The sequence below is a fragment of the Sphingorhabdus arenilitoris genome, from assembly GCF_042651485.1.
GTDB lineage: Bacteria > Pseudomonadota > Alphaproteobacteria > Sphingomonadales > Sphingomonadaceae > Sphingorhabdus_B > Sphingorhabdus_B arenilitoris.
Genome location: NZ_JBHSDH010000012.1, coordinates 85879 through 102308, shown reverse-complemented (window position 1 = coordinate 102308; position 16430 = coordinate 85879). Strand labels below are relative to the sequence as shown.

General features: G+C 56.6%; 19 protein-coding genes. 6 read left to right on the top strand and 13 right to left on the bottom strand.

Going from position 1 to position 16430, the window contains the following annotated elements; all coding sequences use genetic code 11:
* Window positions 1–36 precede the first annotated feature (36 nt).
* The 8 genes from ACFOWX_RS03620 to ACFOWX_RS03585 all read right to left on the bottom strand — a co-directional run bounded on the left by ACFOWX_RS03620 (window position 37) and on the right by ACFOWX_RS03585 (window position 6671).
* Window positions 37–1401 carry a hypothetical protein gene (locus ACFOWX_RS03620; RefSeq protein ID WP_381421392.1) on the bottom strand — a complete coding sequence of 455 codons (1365 nt, stop codon included), beginning with the start codon at window positions 1399–1401 and terminating at the stop codon, window positions 37–39.
* A complete protein-coding gene (locus tag ACFOWX_RS03615; RefSeq protein WP_381421390.1) occupies window positions 1398–1742 on the bottom strand; it encodes a hypothetical protein in 345 nt (114 codons plus the stop codon). The genes ACFOWX_RS03620 and ACFOWX_RS03615 overlap by 4 nt, the downstream gene beginning before the upstream one ends.
* 77 nt (window positions 1743–1819) lie before the next feature.
* Entirely contained in the window at window positions 1820–2890 is a 1071-nt protein-coding gene (locus ACFOWX_RS03610; RefSeq protein ID WP_381421388.1) for a phage major capsid protein, read from the bottom strand.
* 85 nt (window positions 2891–2975) lie between these two features.
* Window positions 2976–3338: an HK97 family phage prohead protease gene (locus ACFOWX_RS03605; protein WP_381421386.1), complete on the bottom strand. Its 363-nt coding sequence runs from the start codon at window positions 3336–3338 to the stop codon at window positions 2976–2978.
* Window positions 3335–3646: a DUF6127 family protein gene (locus ACFOWX_RS03600; protein ID WP_381421384.1), complete on the bottom strand. Its 312-nt coding sequence runs from the start codon at window positions 3644–3646 to the stop codon at window positions 3335–3337. The genes ACFOWX_RS03605 and ACFOWX_RS03600 overlap by 4 nt, the downstream gene beginning before the upstream one ends.
* Complete coding sequence (locus tag ACFOWX_RS03595) at window positions 3636–4844, bottom strand: phage portal protein (RefSeq protein ID WP_381421382.1); 1209 nt, start codon at window positions 4842–4844, stop codon at window positions 3636–3638. Before ACFOWX_RS03595 ends, ACFOWX_RS03600 begins: the two co-directional genes overlap by 11 nt.
* A 23-nt stretch (window positions 4845–4867) precedes the next feature.
* The gene (locus tag ACFOWX_RS03590; RefSeq protein ID WP_381421380.1) at window positions 4868–6178 is read right to left on the bottom strand and encodes a DNA-packaging protein; all 1311 of its coding nucleotides are present in this window, start codon (window positions 6176–6178) and stop codon (window positions 4868–4870) included.
* Window positions 6171–6671: a hypothetical protein gene (locus ACFOWX_RS03585; protein WP_381421378.1), complete on the bottom strand. Its 501-nt coding sequence runs from the start codon at window positions 6669–6671 to the stop codon at window positions 6171–6173. Before ACFOWX_RS03585 ends, ACFOWX_RS03590 begins: the two co-directional genes overlap by 8 nt.
* Window positions 6672–6691: 20 nt before the next feature.
* Here ACFOWX_RS03585 and ACFOWX_RS03580 point away from each other — a divergent pair, with 20 nt between their 5' ends.
* Entirely contained in the window at window positions 6692–6814 is a 123-nt protein-coding gene (locus tag ACFOWX_RS03580; protein WP_381421376.1) for a hypothetical protein, read from the top strand.
* A gap of 46 nt (window positions 6815–6860) precedes the next feature.
* On the opposite strand, the gene ACFOWX_RS03575 is transcribed toward ACFOWX_RS03580, so the two are convergent.
* Window positions 6861–7505: a glutathione S-transferase family protein gene (locus ACFOWX_RS03575; RefSeq protein ID WP_381421374.1), complete on the bottom strand. Its 645-nt coding sequence runs from the start codon at window positions 7503–7505 to the stop codon at window positions 6861–6863.
* A 139-nt stretch (window positions 7506–7644) separates the two neighbouring features.
* Here ACFOWX_RS03575 and ACFOWX_RS03570 point away from each other — a divergent pair, with 139 nt between their 5' ends.
* A complete protein-coding gene (locus tag ACFOWX_RS03570; protein ID WP_381421372.1) occupies window positions 7645–8226 on the top strand; it encodes a YqaA family protein in 582 nt (193 codons plus the stop codon).
* 24 nt (window positions 8227–8250) lie between these two features.
* Complete coding sequence (gene xth / locus ACFOWX_RS03565) at window positions 8251–9024, top strand: exodeoxyribonuclease III (RefSeq protein WP_381421370.1); 774 nt, start codon at window positions 8251–8253, stop codon at window positions 9022–9024.
* 10 nt (window positions 9025–9034) lie between these two features.
* On the opposite strand, the gene ACFOWX_RS03560 is transcribed toward xth, so the two are convergent.
* From ACFOWX_RS03560 to ACFOWX_RS03550, 3 genes are all read right to left on the bottom strand, one after another.
* Window positions 9035–9940 (bottom strand): zinc-ribbon domain-containing protein, encoded by a 906-nt coding sequence (locus tag ACFOWX_RS03560; RefSeq protein ID WP_381421368.1) that lies wholly within the window; start codon window positions 9938–9940, stop codon window positions 9035–9037.
* A gap of 249 nt (window positions 9941–10189) precedes the next feature.
* A complete protein-coding gene (locus ACFOWX_RS03555; RefSeq protein WP_381421366.1) occupies window positions 10190–10846 on the bottom strand; it encodes a hypothetical protein in 657 nt (218 codons plus the stop codon).
* Between the two features lie 121 nt (window positions 10847–10967).
* Window positions 10968–12707 (bottom strand): LysM peptidoglycan-binding domain-containing protein, encoded by a 1740-nt coding sequence (locus ACFOWX_RS03550; RefSeq protein WP_381421365.1) that lies wholly within the window; start codon window positions 12705–12707, stop codon window positions 10968–10970.
* 205 nt (window positions 12708–12912) lie between these two features.
* Here ACFOWX_RS03550 and ACFOWX_RS03545 point away from each other — a divergent pair, with 205 nt between their 5' ends.
* From ACFOWX_RS03545 to ACFOWX_RS03535, 3 genes are all read left to right on the top strand, one after another.
* Window positions 12913–13548, top strand: coding sequence for a hypothetical protein (locus tag ACFOWX_RS03545; RefSeq protein WP_381421363.1), 636 nt, complete (start codon window positions 12913–12915; stop codon window positions 13546–13548).
* 72 nt (window positions 13549–13620) lie between these two features.
* Window positions 13621–14523, top strand: a complete 903-nt coding sequence (locus tag ACFOWX_RS03540; RefSeq protein WP_381421361.1) for a DUF6683 family protein — start codon at window positions 13621–13623, stop codon at window positions 14521–14523.
* Window positions 14524–14631: 108 nt separating this feature from the next.
* On the top strand, window positions 14632–15567 hold the full coding sequence (locus ACFOWX_RS03535; protein ID WP_381421360.1) for a DUF6683 family protein: 936 nt from the start codon (window positions 14632–14634) through the stop codon (window positions 15565–15567).
* A gap of 161 nt (window positions 15568–15728) precedes the next feature.
* Here ACFOWX_RS03535 and ACFOWX_RS03530 read toward each other — a convergent pair whose 3' ends face one another.
* Window positions 15729–16430 (bottom strand): hypothetical protein, encoded by a 702-nt coding sequence (locus ACFOWX_RS03530; protein ID WP_381421358.1) that lies wholly within the window; start codon window positions 16428–16430, stop codon window positions 15729–15731.

The window sequence follows — 16430 nt, the reverse complement described above, 5'->3', positions numbered from 1 at the left end:
CTCAATTTTTGAAATTTTGGTTCAGCTTTGGCAGGATCAAGCCGGTTCCGATTCCAGCAGCATGCTACACATTAAATAACGGATCGCTGTGATGGGTACGGCCGGCTGCACAAACATAACCAAAAAACCATCGCTGTTAACAATTTGGTTGATCTCGAAAACATGGCGCTTCAAATCGCCACCGGAAAAATCAACATTGTTGGCTGTCAACAGATTGGTTCGGATTGTCTCTGCCGCCGTATCCCATTCGCCGGTCCATGGTCCGGTTTGATGATACAAACGGATATTTACAGCTGATATTTCAACATGACTCATCAAGCCGCCTATCCGTAGTCGCACCACTTTACTGCCACTTGTGACAAAAGGACCGAGCTGATTCCACAAAACAGCAGGTTCAGCCGCAGTGCCAGCCGACTGTATATAATTTTCGCCGTGCGAACCAGAGGTTGTCGAAAATCCAACCCACCGACCATCAATGGAAAAATTCCAACGTCCGCCGATAGTCGATATTTGCCGTGTAACCGCCACGGCGCCGGCGGGGCCCGCTGGACCCGCTGGACCTACTGGACCCACTGGACCCGCCGGACCTACTGGACCTGCTAAACCCGCTGGACCCATCGGACCGATTGGACCCGCCGCTCCCGCCTGCCCTTGGGGACCAGATGCGCCCACAGGTCCGGTTGCGCCGATTGGTCCTGCTGGACCGGTTATTCCCGTATCCCCCTTTGGTCCGGGCGGACCTGCTGGTCCTACCGGTCCGGTTAACCCGGTAGGGCCTTGCGGACCAACAGGACCGATTGGCCCAATGGGCCCTGAATCACCTTTCGGGCCAGCTGGACCAGTTGCCCCGGCCGCGCCTTGCGGTCCAATATCTCCTTTTGGCCCGATAGGTCCCATTGCTCCAGCCGGGCCCACAGCTCCGGTAACGCCGATGTCTCCCTTATCACCTTTGTCTCCTTTAGAACCGGCTGGCCCCGCAGGCCCTGTCACACCTTGCGGACCAGCGGGACCGATTGGGCCAATTGAACCTGCATCGCCTTTCGGGCCAGCTGGTCCGGTGAGCCCTTGGGGCCCGGCTGGTCCCACAACGCCTTTTTCTCCTGCCGCGCCGCTGTCGCCTTTGGGCCCCTGCGAACCTGCCGGTCCTGATGCGCCTGGTTGTCCCGCTGGTCCTGCGGCTCCCGTCGCGCCCGCTTCGCCAGCCGGGCCTTGAAGGCCCATTGGCCCCTGCGGCCCCTGCGGCCCCGCCGGGCCTTGTGGGCCTGCAGGTCCGATGAGCGAATTCAGCCGTTGTCCCCGGCGGTCCGCAAGTGGCACGGCAACAACCGTTGCAGGTGCCCGCCAAGCTGTTTTCAAAGGAGAATCGGGCAATCGCCACAGCAGCGCCAATGGCACAATCATGCCGACACCGATGGACGGATGGACATGGTGATGCTGTCCGACACCACCACTTTCCCATCGGTCAATTCCAGCCGCGCATCGGCGATATAGCTGCCCGGCGGCAAATCGGCGCTGACCATCGCGGGCACGGTCAAGGTCCAACCCGCCGGATTATCGTCCCCGGCCATGCGTGGTTCGATAGCGAAGGCAGCGGCAACCGGCGCACCGGGAGCAGCGCTCGTCCGGCCCGGTGCCACTGCCTTCATCACTGCGCTGATGCTGCTGACGGACAGGGAGTCACCCGACAAGGCATCTAGCGCCAGCGAAATTGTCTCTCCGCGCTGAAAAATATAATTGGTCATAACTGTTCATTTCCGCTGAGTGAAAATAAAGGCGCCATCCCGGCCCAAACCGTAATGACGCCCTAGTTTTATTGATATTAGCTGGCGGAGAATTTCATCACTTTGATGGCTTCAGAATTGCTCAGCGCGCCGCCAACCCGTTTGGTCGCATAAAAATGCACATAGGGCTTGTTGGAATAAGGATCGCGCAGGATTGCTGTTTCGCCGCGCTCCGCAATCAAATAACCGGCCTTGAAATTACCGAAGGCAATCGACAGGCTGCCCGCGGCCATATCCGGCATATCTTCGGCTTCGACCACGGGATAGCCGAGCAGCGTATCGGCTTGTCCAGCGGCCAGACCGGCTTGCCACAAAAACCCGCCATCGGCGGTTTTCATCTTGCGGATTTTGGCGAGCGTTGCGCTATTCATTACCCAGACCGCGCCTTGGCGATAGGGCGCGCGCAGGCTTTGCACCAGATCGATCAAACGGTCCTGCGGATCCTCATCATCAAAATCGCCCTCTGCACCCGATGCCACATATTGCAGGGTGCCAAAGGCTCGAATATTGTCATCGGCGTTGCTGACTGGACCTGTCAAAAATCCAGTGGGTTTATCGGCGCCATCGCCATTGACGAAGGCGCTGCCCTCTGCCTTGGCAAATTCCGAGGCAATTTCACTGGCCAGCCATGCCTCAACGTCAAATTGCGCATCATCGAGCATCGCCTGCGACGCCGCCGGATTGGCATATAGATCGCCAAAACTGGGCAATATTTCCGCAAATAAGGGCGTGCTGGTTTGGCCCCGTGCGCCGGTTTCCGATGCCCAACCAGAGGCAACGCCATTTTGCGTCACCAATTTGCGGTATCCTGCGCTGCCCACTTGGACGACATTGGCGATGGCGCGGATGGGCGATGCAGTTTTCAAGGTTGCATCGATGATGGCGTCAATTTCCTGCGGCAGGGCATAGCCGCCATCACCGGCAACTGCGCCCGAAACGCTTTTCAACTCCATTTCCGCACCTGTGCGCAAATAGCCATCAACGAAGGCGGACCGCGCCGCGCTCGCCGCTTTGCTTCCCGACAGTTGTGGACGCCGCGTGGCGAAGGCCGGAAAGGCGGCTTTGTCAAAGGCTCCGTTCAACGTGTCGGCTTTAATCTCATATTTCATATGCTTTTCTCCATAAAAAAAAGCGCCCCGAAATGGAGCGCCTGGATCGATGAGCCACAGCATGGGGAACACCCCAGCCGCGGACTTACTCGGTTGCCAAAACCCTTGCCAAAGGTTGCATGGGGTGGGTGACGATGCTGACTTCTATCAGGTCAAGGTCAATCAATTCGCGATATTCCTGCCGCTTCATGCCTTGCACCCGGTATCCGAAGGACAGGCCCTGCCCCTTGGCCACTTTGTTTGCGGCGGTATCGTCAATCTCGGCGATCACGCGCAGGCCGCGTTCATCCTCTGCGATGCTTTCGACATAGCCGATGCGCTGCGCCTGATCATGCTGCCACAATAGCGGTATGCCCGCCTTTGCGCTGCGTTTGAATGCGCCTTTGCGGATGATGTCGCCGCCCCTGTCGGGATGATCGAATATCGCTGCATAGCCCGCAATCTTCATTGCATCACCAATTGGGTCAAGCCCAGCTTAACCGCAAGACCAATGAGCAGCAGCGCAAGGCACGCCTTCACAATCCAGCCAATTGCCGCCTTGCCTGCGGATTTTTTGGCATCACGCCACGCCGAAAGCAATTCGCGCAGCTCCGCCATATCCTTCGACGCCGCTGGATCATCGAGGCCCAATCCAGCCATTGCGCGGTGTGCGCCCAATTCCGATGCTTCCTCAATCAGCGCTTTCAACGTGGCCAGATCGGTGCCCTTGCCCTTTGCCTGTCCGGCCAGTTGCAGCAAAATATCATTATTCCTCATCGCTGCTCTGCTCCTCTTCTTGCGCACGCGCTGGTTCAGCCTTGGTCACGGGTTGGGGTGCCGCAGGGGGTTGCGCTTCTATTTGGGGTTCGGGTGCCAGACCCAGCATTGTGCGTTTTTCGGCATTGCTTAAAAAATCGGCGGCGGTCACCTGAGCCCAAAGCCGCTCTCGGTCCTCGCTCAGCGCGCTGACCTGATCGAGGTCAACCGACAGGCGCAGATCATCAAACCAAGGGGCCAGCCCTTCGGCAATGGCGCTCAATATCTTATTGGCCAGGGGCAAAATCGCCTGCCGCCACAAAGCGCGGTTGGCCTCTCGGTAATTGGCGTAGGTCGCATCTCCGGGCAGGCCGAGCAGCATCGGCGGCACACCAAAGCCCAGCGCAATGTCCCGCGCCGCCGCCGATTTCAATGCGACAAAATCCATATCCGCAGGCGACATGGATAAAGCCTGCCATTTCAGTCCCCCTTCGAGCAGCATTGGCCGCCCGGCATTGATGGCACCTGCAAAGCTGGCCTCCAATTCGGATTTCAACCGGTCAAATTGCTCGCCGGATAACGGTGTTCCTTCGCCCGGTTCATACACCAATGCGCCCGATGGCCGCGCCGCATTGTCGAGCAGCGCCTTATTCCATTTTGACGCTGCATTATGGATGGCAATCGCTCCCGCCGCCGCAGACAAACAGCCAAGGCCGTAATGATCGTCCAGCGGGTGGATTGTGCGAATGTGGATAATCCGGTCCGATGCGATCCGCGATGCGGCACCCGATGCGCCATATACAAATCCCATGGGCCAACCATCGACATCGGTTTCCACCTGCACCCGTTCGGGGCGCAGCGCATATAGCTCACACGGAGCCCCCACCGCATCGGGCAGCATTTCGACATAAGCATTGCCATGAAGCAGCAATTGGACGGCAATGGTTTCGAGCAAGGATTGCCCGCCCGATGTCGCATTGATTAACTCCAATGCGCCGTCATCGCTGGTCATCAGCGGTGCCGATGCCACCCCCTCTGCCACAAGCCGCACCGCCCGCTGCGCAATCGTATTTTCAAGATAAAGCCTGCGCACCTGCTCGTCATAAGTGCGCGGCCATTCACCCAGCGCCGCTATCCCATAGCCGCGCGTTAATTTCACATGCGAACGGGCCGGACGCAGCTTCCCACGCCCGGCCGATTTCCAGCCGAATATTTTCATTTTCATCTCCTAAAAGAGTGAGATCACAAAATCCGCACCCTGGGCCCGGCTTTGGTTTTGCCGAGCATTATTTCCGTGATCGCCCATACCAGTGCGTCGGCACGGTCGGGTGATCGGCCGGGGCCTTCATAGCCGCCACCCGCGATCAATCCGCACATCTGATCCTCCAGCGCCGGAAAGGCGCCCGCATGATGGACCCGCCCGGTTTCATACAGCGCGGCCACAGGTTCTGCGCGCGCGCTTTTGCCTCGGCTCGCATGGACGCGGGTGATGGGCAGGCCAATTTGCGCCGCGCGCAATGTGCTTTCGACCATCTCTCCGCCTTGATTACTCTCAACCACCACTCGGTCTGCTTGCCATTTATTTGATGAGGCGGCGACCGCCCGCGCCCATTTTTCGGGCGAGCATCCCTGAACGCTGTGATCGGCCAAAATATAGGCTTTGTCATCATGGCCCAGCGCCGCTGCGATGATACCACAAGCATCGCCGCCGCTGCTGACCGGCGGATCAACGCCGATCACGACACGGCGAAAAGATGGCAGGTTGCCAACCCGGCATGCCTCAATCATCGGCCGGTTCCATAAGGCACCTTGTAAATCCTCGATCAGCTCGCCGTCCAGCTCCTGACGCCCTAGCCGCGTGCCGCCATAGGCCTGTTCCACGGCATAACGGAAATCGGACGGCAAATTCGCTCGGTTATCATCGGTGCGGCCATGGGTTAACGCGGCATCTTTTTCGGTCACAAGGCGGCGGATGAGCGGCACCGGGCGCGGCGTGGTGGTCGCGATAGTCTGCGGCCGGTCACCCAGCCGCATCCCCAGCATCAAATTGTCCCATACGGCAATCCCGTCCGGCCATTTGGCAATTTCATCGGCCCAGGCAAAATGATGCTGCACCCCGCGCAGCGACTCCGGTTCGGCGGCTGAGTATAATGTTGCCTGCGCGCCATTGGGCCAAATGATCCGGCGCAAAGAGGATTCCCAGCGCAGATTTGACGTGCCCGGCAGGTTCAAAATACCGCTTTCCCCCTCCACCATAATTTGCCGCGCCTCCATGATCGTCGCGCCGATCAGGGCGATCCGCGCCCCTTCATGCTGCTCCGCCTGGCTGCGCACCCATTCGGCCCCCATGCGGGTTTTGCCATAACCGCGGCCGGCCATCACCAGCCAGATACGCCAATCACGTTCCGGGGGCATTTGATCATGGCGCCGCCAAAATGGCCAAGCATTGAAATGACGCACATAATCGCGCAACTTCCAGCGTGCCAAAATGGCCGCACATTCCCCCGCAGGCATGCCAATCAACGCCTCAGCGCTATGGTCGATATCAGCCATTTTGCAAGCCTATGTTATCCTTTTTGGTTATGTCCTCCTCCATGCGCCGCCGCATCTCGGATAGTTTTGCGATCAGCTTCGCCTTGATGGCTTCGCCGTCCGGCTGTTTTTCCGGCGTAATGCGCGGATCGGGCAGCGATTTAACCGATGCACGGTGTGCATTCAGCAAAGCCAGCCGCAGCCGGTGTTTTTGCGCGCGCGATTTCAACATCGCATCGCTGGTTGCTGCGCTTGCCGCCTGCAATGCCTCTTCCAGCATCGCGGCCTCCAATTTGGCGTAGCCTTCGGTCAGTGCGGCGGCCCATTGGTCCCGAAACTCGGCTGAGCGGCGGCGTAATGTATATATGGCGGAGCTGCTAACCCCGGCGGCACGGGCGGATGCCGTGACATTGGATGTCTCGGCCAATTGGGCAAGAAAAACCTCCCGCTTTGCCGCGCCTATCCGTACCGATTTTGATGCCTGACCCCGTTTTGCCGCGCTATTTTTTGACATATGGAACCCTTCCCTTGCCCATGAAAAAGGGCTGGACGCCCGAAAGCAGCCAGCCCTTATATTCTAACCTGATATTGCCGGTCGCCGCCGCCATGATGGCCGCGTCTGTGCGAATCAGTTTTTTCGACCATGCCTTTTTGTAGCCATATAGCGTTACGATGTCAAGCATAAATAACCTATATGGTTATATTATCCCAATATCCGGGCCTCCAAGGCCATTTGACGCTGGAAGGAGGGGCGATCCCATATCGCCAAGAGCCAAGCAGACAGCTTGGGATAATGATCGCTATCGACGGTTACTCCGCCATGTTTGAAATTGATGAACACGCTGGCGAGCGAAATATCGGCAACGCTAAGTGCGCCGCCGACCAGATAAGCGCTATCATCCGGCATTAGCTTTTCCAGCTTTGCCAAAATGGGCGGCAAGGTCTCTTTTTCAGCGACATCCGCTGCCGCCATGTCGCCTTCGCGGCCCATAAATTTGGGCGCAACGACGCGGTTGAAAAATATCGGCCCTGTGACTGCCGCAATCGCCGTATCAGCGATTTCATCGAAGAATATCGCTTGCCCCCGGGCCTGCGCATCCTCGGGCAACAGCGCCTGCCCATGCTTTGCTTCCAGATAATGGATGATCGCGCTGCTATCCGCCAACGTAAAGCCATCATCTTCAATAGCCGGAATTTTGCCCAGCGGGGAAGCGGCTAGGAATTCTGGATTCTGTCCATCGGGCCCCATCGGAAAAATCGGCACATGGTCATAAGGGATGTCACGTTCGGCGCAGTAAATCATTACTTTACGAACAAAGGGCGACAGCGGCGCACCAAAAATCTTCATGGGGTTATCCTCTCTCTACATGGGTTAGAAGCTGCATCCTCGCACTCTGCCATATCCGTTTTCCTTTGCAACCCATAATGACAGTTTGGCGGCGCAATATTCCATCGACAGGAGGGCATCACGCGGCTAAATCGCGGCGATGCTAAAAAGATTATATGAATGGACATTGGAAAAAGCCGCACACCGCCATGCGGAGCGTTGGCTATTTGGCATTTCTTTCATTGAAAGCAGTTTTTTCCCGATCCCGCCCGATGTTGTCTTGGCCCCCATGTGCCTTGCCCGCCCGGAAAAGGCATGGCGCTATGCCCTGATTTGCACCATCGCATCGGTGCTGGGCGCATTGCTTGGTTATGCGATCGGATTTTTCCTTTTCGAAACTATCGGACAAGCTATCCTGAATTTTTACGGCCTAGCCGATCAATTTGACAGTTTCGCGCAGAGTTTCAATGAACAAGGCTGGCTGATCGTCCTCCTCGCTGGTTTCACGCCGCTGCCGTTTAAGGTTATCACTATCGCCGCTGGATCGACCGCGATGCCGCTCTATATTTTGATCGCCGCGTCGATAGTTGCCCGGTCAGCGCGCTTCTTTCTCGTTTCTGGCTTGCTGCGTTTCTTCGGAGCACCGATGAAAGCGTGGATCGACAAAAATTTCGCCCTTGCCACCACGCTGGGCGGGATAGCTTTTGTCGGCGGGTTTGTTGCGATCAAATGGCTGGTATAATAGGTCAGCCGCAAAGGGAGCGTGATGCGCATCGCCAGCTTTAACATTAACGGCATCAAGGCCCGCCTGCCGCGCCTGCTCGAATGGCTGGAGGAAACGCAGCCTGATGTCGCCTGCCTTCAGGAAATTAAAAGCCAAGATGACGGCTTTCCCGCCGCAGAATTTGAAAAAATCGGTTATGGCGCGATTTGGCATGGGCAAAAAAGTTTTAACGGTGTCGCCATATTGGCCCGGGGGACCGAACCAAAAGAAACGCAGCGCCGCTTGCCCGGCGATGATGACGATGAACAAGCCCGCTATTTGGAGGCTGATGTCAACGGCGTTCGGATTGCCACCATTTATCTGCCCAATGGCAATCCGCAGCCGGGGCCAAAATTCGACTATAAGCTTGCCTGGATGAAACGGCTCCGCGCCCATGCTGGCGGTCTGTGGGATTTGGAAATGCCCGTGGTGCTGGCCGGCGATTATAATGTTATCCCGCGCGACTGCGACATTTGGGCCAAAGACGCCATGCGGGGCGATGCGCTGCGCCAACCCGAAAGCATGGCGGCCTATCGCCAAATATTGGGCGATGGTTGGACCGATGCGCTGGCCACCCATTATCCGCAAGGGGGCATTTGGACCTATTGGGATTTTCAGGCGGGGGCCTGGCAACAGGATCACGGATTTCGCATCGACCATCTGCTGCTTAGCCCGCACGCTGCTGATCGGTTAGTCGCAAGCGGTGTGGACAAGGACCATCGCGGCCGCGAAAAACCAAGCGACCATGCGCCAACATGGATTGAACTGACCGATTAAAGCGCAAAGATTAGTTAGCGCTGTCGAGAACCCATTTCACGCTGATCTTGCGTGACGAGCGCGGCACGTCGAGCTTTGCTTCGCTAAAATCAACCTTTTGTCCCGGTTCGATTGTGCGTACCTTTGGCTTAATCTTCCAATTATATACCGACCGATCACTGCCATCCTTTAATGTGACGAGCATGTCGGGAATGGACTGCTGCGAGCTGCCGGGATTCACGATACTGCCGCTCGCGATAAAATAAGCGGTGCCATCGGTGCGATATTGCAATTGCAAGTCCGGGGTCAGTTCGATCAACAAATCGGGTTCGTTAAAGGACGCAGTAAAACCGCCGGCGGGAATACCGAAATAGGATGCCGCCGCGCCGATCGCTGCGATGGTCAGCGCAAAAGCAACCGCCGCCATAGTCCATAATTTTGCCGGATTGCGCCGGGGTTTAAAGGGCGGCTCATGCGCGAATTGGCTGGTTTGCGGCGGCTCCGGCACGTCGGGGACGGACATCGCAGCGATATCGGGGGTCGCCGCACCCTTGGCTTTTGGTGGATCATCAAACGCCGCGAAACCGGTTTGCACTGGCGTTGCAGGCGGCGGAGAGGCCGATGCGGCAGATTGGACCGCAGAAGCGGGAGGCGGCGCTGCTGGTGGTGGCGGTGCTGGCGGCGGCGCTGGCGGCGGCGGCGCTGATGGTGGTGGCGTTAGTGACGGTGGCGCTGGTTGCTGGCCTTCTTCCCCAGAAAGATCTGGCACAGTCTTTGGCGCGACAACCTGCGGTGCTGGCGGCGCGACCTCTACCGGAACGCCCTCTTGGAACCAGCTATGCTTACAATTGGCACAGCGCACCGACCGGCCATCAACACCGATAGCAGCGTCAGGAACAACATAGCGGGTCGAACAGGACGGGCAGACCAATAGCATAGCGGCCCATAAGCATCACCATCGCCAAAGTTGCAAGCCCAGTTGGAAAATTTGCTGTGGATTGAACCAGCCATGCGGCGGCCCTATCCAATTTAGTATTATGTTACCGAGATTTACGGTGCGGACTCAATAAGGAGCGCATCAAGGCCTGAAAATGGTGGAGCCGCAGGCCAGCGTAGCTGAACATATCAGCGCAACATGGTTCGAACTCCGATGATGATATTTATGAGTTTACGGCCTAGGATACCATCATATCTTGCGGGCGAGCAGATATGTTCCTTCAAACCAGCTGATGACCAGCCGGTCTGGAGCAGCTTTTGTGAACACCGCTTCATGCCCGGCCCCGTCAATGGCGGTGGCCCAATGGCCAAAATCGCAGGCCAGCATCCGCGTATATTCAGGCCGCGCCGCCGGTAACTTAAACGCTGCCATCGCTTTTTGCAGGCTTTCCATCTGCCTAGGCGGCACGGCGGTATCGGGGGCGGAAATGAAGGGCATATCGCATTGCTGCGTCACGTCAAATTGACCAGTATCGGGGCCTTCAAATTTCAAACTACCGCCGCTATCGCCAATTTCCGGCAGCGCAAAAACCGCGCCTTTCATGCTGTTGGGATCGGACAGCTGTTCGGCTTTCGGCAAGCTGGGCATATAGACCGCCTCAATTTGCCAGCGCCCCTCGATCGGGCATGGATTGGCACTGGACCAATCGCATTCGTCCCGCATCGCCATACGGTCTGCGCCCCCTGAGGCAGGCGCCATGCGGGCCGCTTTATCTGCTGGCGCTGAATAGGCGCCATCCGCAGCATTGGTTAGCTGCCCGCCCTGCTCTGCTGCTTCATTTGCAGGCGCAGGCGAGGATGCAGAACAGGATGACGCCAGCAACAGTAAAATCGGCGACAAAATCATATATTTCCCCATGAACATCCCATCCCAAATTGAAAGAGTGAATAGTTACAGTAGGCGAATCTTTTGGGGCCTAGGCCCAACCAAAAACGCTACTGCAAATTGCGCTAACCCACGCGAAAATTTAGATCAACACATAGCTGAAATTACGCTGTGAGCCCAGAAGCTGGAGAAAGCTGTTATAGTCCGATGGCTTCAATGTCTGACAACCGGCTGATCCCGTGATATTATTACCACCCTGATGGAATAGCATGGACGTGCCAACCCCGCTGCGGTCAACGCGGTCCTGGCTGTCAAACCGGCCATCGTGGTTGACATCACGAATGGCCGACTGGCTTTCTGTCGCCCGGAAGAAACGGTTGCCAACAAAGGTGCCAGCCTGCCGTTCATAGCGATAATTTCCGGTAACCAATTGGCCCAATTCGCGCCTTCCGTCGCCGTTCATATCCCGCCCATAGCGGCCATCATAGCGTCCCGATGGATCGGTATTGCCATTAAATTCACGCATTTGATAATTGCCCTGACCATCGCGCCATACGACTGCCATCCGGTCGTCATAGCGCCCGGCTCCGCCATTGGCATTTGTGGATGTCGGGGTGCGGATCGCAACGACCACCTTGTTACCTGCGGCAAGGTCGCTGCGCGCCTGCGCATCGCCGCGGCTGTTGATGACGGCGGCAAAATCAGCCGCCGTTTGCGGATTGGTGCGATCGGCAGTGGCAGCCTGCGCCGAATCCAATGCAGCAGGCGCAGAGGTAGCCGCGGCTTGCGGCCGGTTAAACATCGCCATCGCATCGCGCAACTCTGCCGGATAGCGGGTCCTTACAACATCGCGCAATTGCGCACGTTCCGCGCTATTTAGGCGGCTGTTATTTTGCGCCACATCCAAAACATAGCGCGATCGTTCGGCATAGATATTTTGCACCAGCGCCCGGTCATAATTGGGATCGGTCCGGGCCATTTGTGCATCGGTCGCGGCCACCGCACGGTTGATGATGGTTTTGGCCCCGGCATGTTGCACGGAAACCGACCAGACCGCATCGCGCACCGCATTATGCCGCGCATTCAGGTCGATGCCGCGTCCCGCCAATATATCGCTGATAACCGGCTGATAATGGGTCCGTTCGATGAAAGCATGCTGAGCGGCGCGAAATGCCTGCGGCTCGCGTTCGGCAATTGCTCTCCACTTTGCGCTAAAATCGCCTGAACCCGGGGTCAGCCCGCGCAGCTCTCCGGCCCAGCGCGATCCTTCATTACGCATAAATGTTTGCAGCGTTCCGGCGTTGGTCGAAAGTTGATATACACCATAAGACACGCCGCCGGGATCGCCCCGGCCGCTCGACACTGTTCCAGGGCCGCGGCCTCCGCTTTCATAAGTTTCCGACAGCGAACCCAAACGGTGCGGACCACTGGGCGCAGAGCCCGTACCCGCCGCTACCGGGGCAGCAGACGATGTCGCCGCCACGCCGCCCGCATTGCTTGCAATTCCCCCTCCGCTGCGCGCTGGGATGGTGATGACATCACCGGGAAAGATGCGGTTGGGGTTGGCAATTTGCGGGTTGGCCGCGATTAAGGATGATAATGGCAAACCATTGGCCCGCGCAATCGCGCCCAACGTATCGGCGCTGCGCACGGTATAGCTTTGCCCGCCACCCGCCGGCACGCTGATACTTTGTCCGGCATAGATTCGATTGGGATTGGCAATGGCATTCATCGCGGCAATCGTGCGGGCATCCGTGCCAAAACGCGCGGCGATGGACGACAACGTATCACCGCGCTGTATTTGATAGCTTTGCACATCCTGCCGCCCGTTGCCGGTGGAAAGAGAATTTGTGCCACTCACCGCTGATGTTGATTGAATCATGTGCGTTCGCTCCTGCCTATACCTTATTTACAGACGGCGAAGCTGCCACAAGTTGGCCGCGCTGTATCTAAACATAATGTTTACCCAATCTAAACATTTTGCGGATGCCGCGACTCATTTCTATCGGGCAAAAGAATATGCGACGGGTGGCAATCCCCCGCCACACAGACAGATTTTTGGGCAGTTTTATTAAAGGAGATGGAAGATGTCGTTACTTGGTGGAATTATGAAATCGGTTATCAATCCAATGAGCCTGGCACAGCTGGCCATGGGGCCCGCAGGTTGGGCGTCGCTGGCGACAAAGATGTTAGTAAGTGCCGTCGGGCAGCAGGTGATCCAGCAGCTTGGTGATAAGCTTGGATTGCCTCAATCAACGATTGACATGGCACAAGCTTCTTTTTGTCAAAGCTGTGGTGATGTTAAAGGAAGCTTTAGAAACGTGAGAGAGGCGGTTGATAGCATAGCTAACGAAATTAATCTGTCGCCAAAAGACCGGGGCAATCTTGAACGGACAGCGCAAGATGCGACACGGAAATTGCTAGACTCAATGTTAGAGTCAGAAGAATTTAAGAATGCAAAAGCTGGAGGCGCTGCCAAAGGAAGCATTTTTATGCAAATCGCTACCGCGCTTGGTAAGCTTGCAGATAAAAAAATGGGCGAGATGGCATCATTGGCAAATCAAATTGGTGGTATCAAAGATGGTAAAAATGCCAATAAAATTACCGAGCTTACCGGTCAAATGCAAGCGAAGGGCCAAGAGTTTGGCCTTATTTCAAATGCAATGAGCACTACGATCAAGTCTATTGGTGATGGAGTTACGCAGCTTGCCCGTAAAGGATAAACTGCTATAAACTTGCAAATACAAAGCCCCATGCTATCAAAAGCGTGGGGCTTTTTTTAAGTGAGAATGGTTATGAAATTTCGAATCCTAATTTCACTAATGACGGTTCTATTTTTTGCACAAAGTGTGAATGCGCAAATGGATTTTGTCGGCGCGAGATTTTCGATGCGGGCCACCGAAGTACAGAATATTAACCGGCAGGTCATAGACCGAGACGTCCAGAAAACTGCAGTTGACCCTTTGCAATCTCGAGAAACTCTCTCAACCTCCCTAACCTACACCCCTTCCGCCTCTCGCACGCGCGCCAACCTTCAGGCCTTCGTCAACAAATCGCGCAGTGCCGATCCTGCTGGCGCGGCGCAGATGGAGCAGCTGTTTGCCTCGACCGATATTATCGGTGCGATTGGTTCAGCGATGCGCGGTGTGGGGCTGGATAAGAATAACGCCGCCGACGCCTTTGCGGTTTACTGGGTCAGCGCATGGCAAGCCGCCTATGGCGACACTTCAACGCAAGGCAGCGGCACCTATGGCGCCGTCGCGCAGCAGGCGGCACGCGGGCTTGCCTCCTCCCCCGAATTTGCGCGCGCCACCGATGCGCAGAAACAGGAAATGGCCGAGGCGATGATGGTGCAAGCCGCGATGATCGACGCCGCCAAGGAACAGGCTGCGGGCGATCCCGATATGCTGCGCAAAGTCGGCCAAGCGGTGATGCAGGGCGCGAAGGCGACGGGCCTCGACCTTGATCAGATGACGCTGACCGAAGACGGCTTTGTCAAGGCCAAGAAAACCGGCGATGCGAGCGGCACGGCAGCGGGCGAAAAGGCGCTGGCCGCAAATGACGCTGACGCGGGCGGCGGGGCGGACACAGATAGCGAAGGCCTCACCCCCACGCAATTAGCCCTAATCGCAGCAGCAGCAGGCGCAGGCCTAGGCGGCGTCTTCCTCGCTGGTAAAGCCATGGGGCGGCGGGGATGATGAAACTCCGCAATTCAGGGATAGTTGCATCTGTCACCGTAATTCGAGACTTTACTCGTTCCGTCTTTTTTCGTAAAAAATAGGAGGCATCAATTCTGGAGCAAACAGATGAAAGCGATTCCGATAAAAATATTAGTGCTCAGTTTATTTTTTGGTGCAGGTGCGTCGCGCGCAAATGATGTTTATCCATCACCATACACCGATTTTTATGCAAACAACCAGGCAATAAACGTCGCAGTCGTAAACGACTTAATTCGCAATCAAAGCTACCCAGAAAAAAGGAACTCGTCGTCGGGGACCAATTACACAAACACACCTTCCGAGAATCAAACCGACCTCACTTACACCCCCTCCAAATCCCGCACCAAAACGAACCTCCAAACCTTCGTCAATAAATCGCGTGCGGTCGATCCTGCTGGTGCAGCAAAGCTGGAGGCTTTTGTTGGTTCCAACGATGTAATCGGTCAGATTGGACAGGTCATGGCCTCCGAAGGGATGAGCAAGAACAACGTCGCCGACGCCTTTGCCGTTTACTGGGTGAATGCGTGGGCCGCGGCATATGGCATTTCTGACGAAACCCCCGGCAGCACATATCGCGCGGTGTCGCAGCAGGCTGCGCGCGGGCTTGCGTCTTCCCCCGAATTCACACGTGCCACCGATGCGCAGAAACAGGAAATGGCTGAAGCCTTGCTGATCCAAGGCGCAATGGTTGATGCGGCGCGGCAGAATGCGCTGTCCGATCCCGCTATGCTGCGCAAAGTCGGCCAAGCGGTGATGCAAGGCGCGAAGGCGACGGGCCTCGACCTTGATCAGATGACGCTGACCGACGACGGCTTTGTCAAGGCCAAGAAAACCGGCGATGCGAGCGGCGCGGCAGCGGGCGAAAAGGCGCTGGCCGCGAATGATGCGGGCGATGTTGACGGCGGAGCAGATGCGGACAGCGAAGGCCTCTCCGCCACGCAATTAGCCCTAATCGCCGCAGCAGCAGGCGCAGGCCTAGGCGGCGTCTTCCTCGCCGGTAAAGCCATGGGACGGCGGGGATGATGGGGGTGATGAAACTCCGCAATTTGGGGATAGTTGCACCTGTCACCGTAATTCCTGTCCCTGCACCCGCCGCCTGGCCGAAAATAAACAAGTGTGCGGGTCGCACAGAGCAGAATTGCGCCAATCTTCATCAACAGCAGCAGACACTGTGATTATGAAGTTTACTTTTTCCAGTCGTATCGTTGTGCAAGCAAAACGGTGTCATCGTACCATTGCATCGCAAGTTTATCGTTGCCGATCGGCACGATCACCATTTCGCCCCTTGATCCTGACGGCCCCCAATTTCCGGCCGTAGTACATGACATCCGGTACATCGCTCCGCGTGCCGCATCGGAAATATCCCACGCTTTTAATGCGTCTAGTGCCAGACCGCCCAATTCTGCTTCAGCAATTTTGTCTATTGCACCGATTACGGGACCTTCACACACATCATCATGGTGGAAATCACGTTTCTCGTCGCGCCACCTCAATTGCTTTAGTGAGATGTCGAAGGCGGCACCAACAATTACAGGATCATCGCGATCATAGGAGGTCACTCCGACGTCCCCAACAAACACATTGGTAATGCGCCAGTGCCCAGCGAATTTCACCGGACGGAATTCTGGCTCTGCGAGGCATATGTCAGGATCAAATTGAGGGTCTGTCACATTGGCGCAATGCGCTGCTTCCAATTCTTCTTGGGAGCTAGCAATAGAAGCAGGAGGCTCCGGTTTTGTTGTTCCAACCTTTGCTGTGCTTTGCCTCTGTGTGGCATCGGCAATTGCTGCTCTGTCACCAAGGCTGTCGCTCTTTTGAGCTAACGGAGTTCCTTCCTGGCAGGCTGTAGTCGATATCAGAGCGCAGATAACCCAAAATCGGACCAT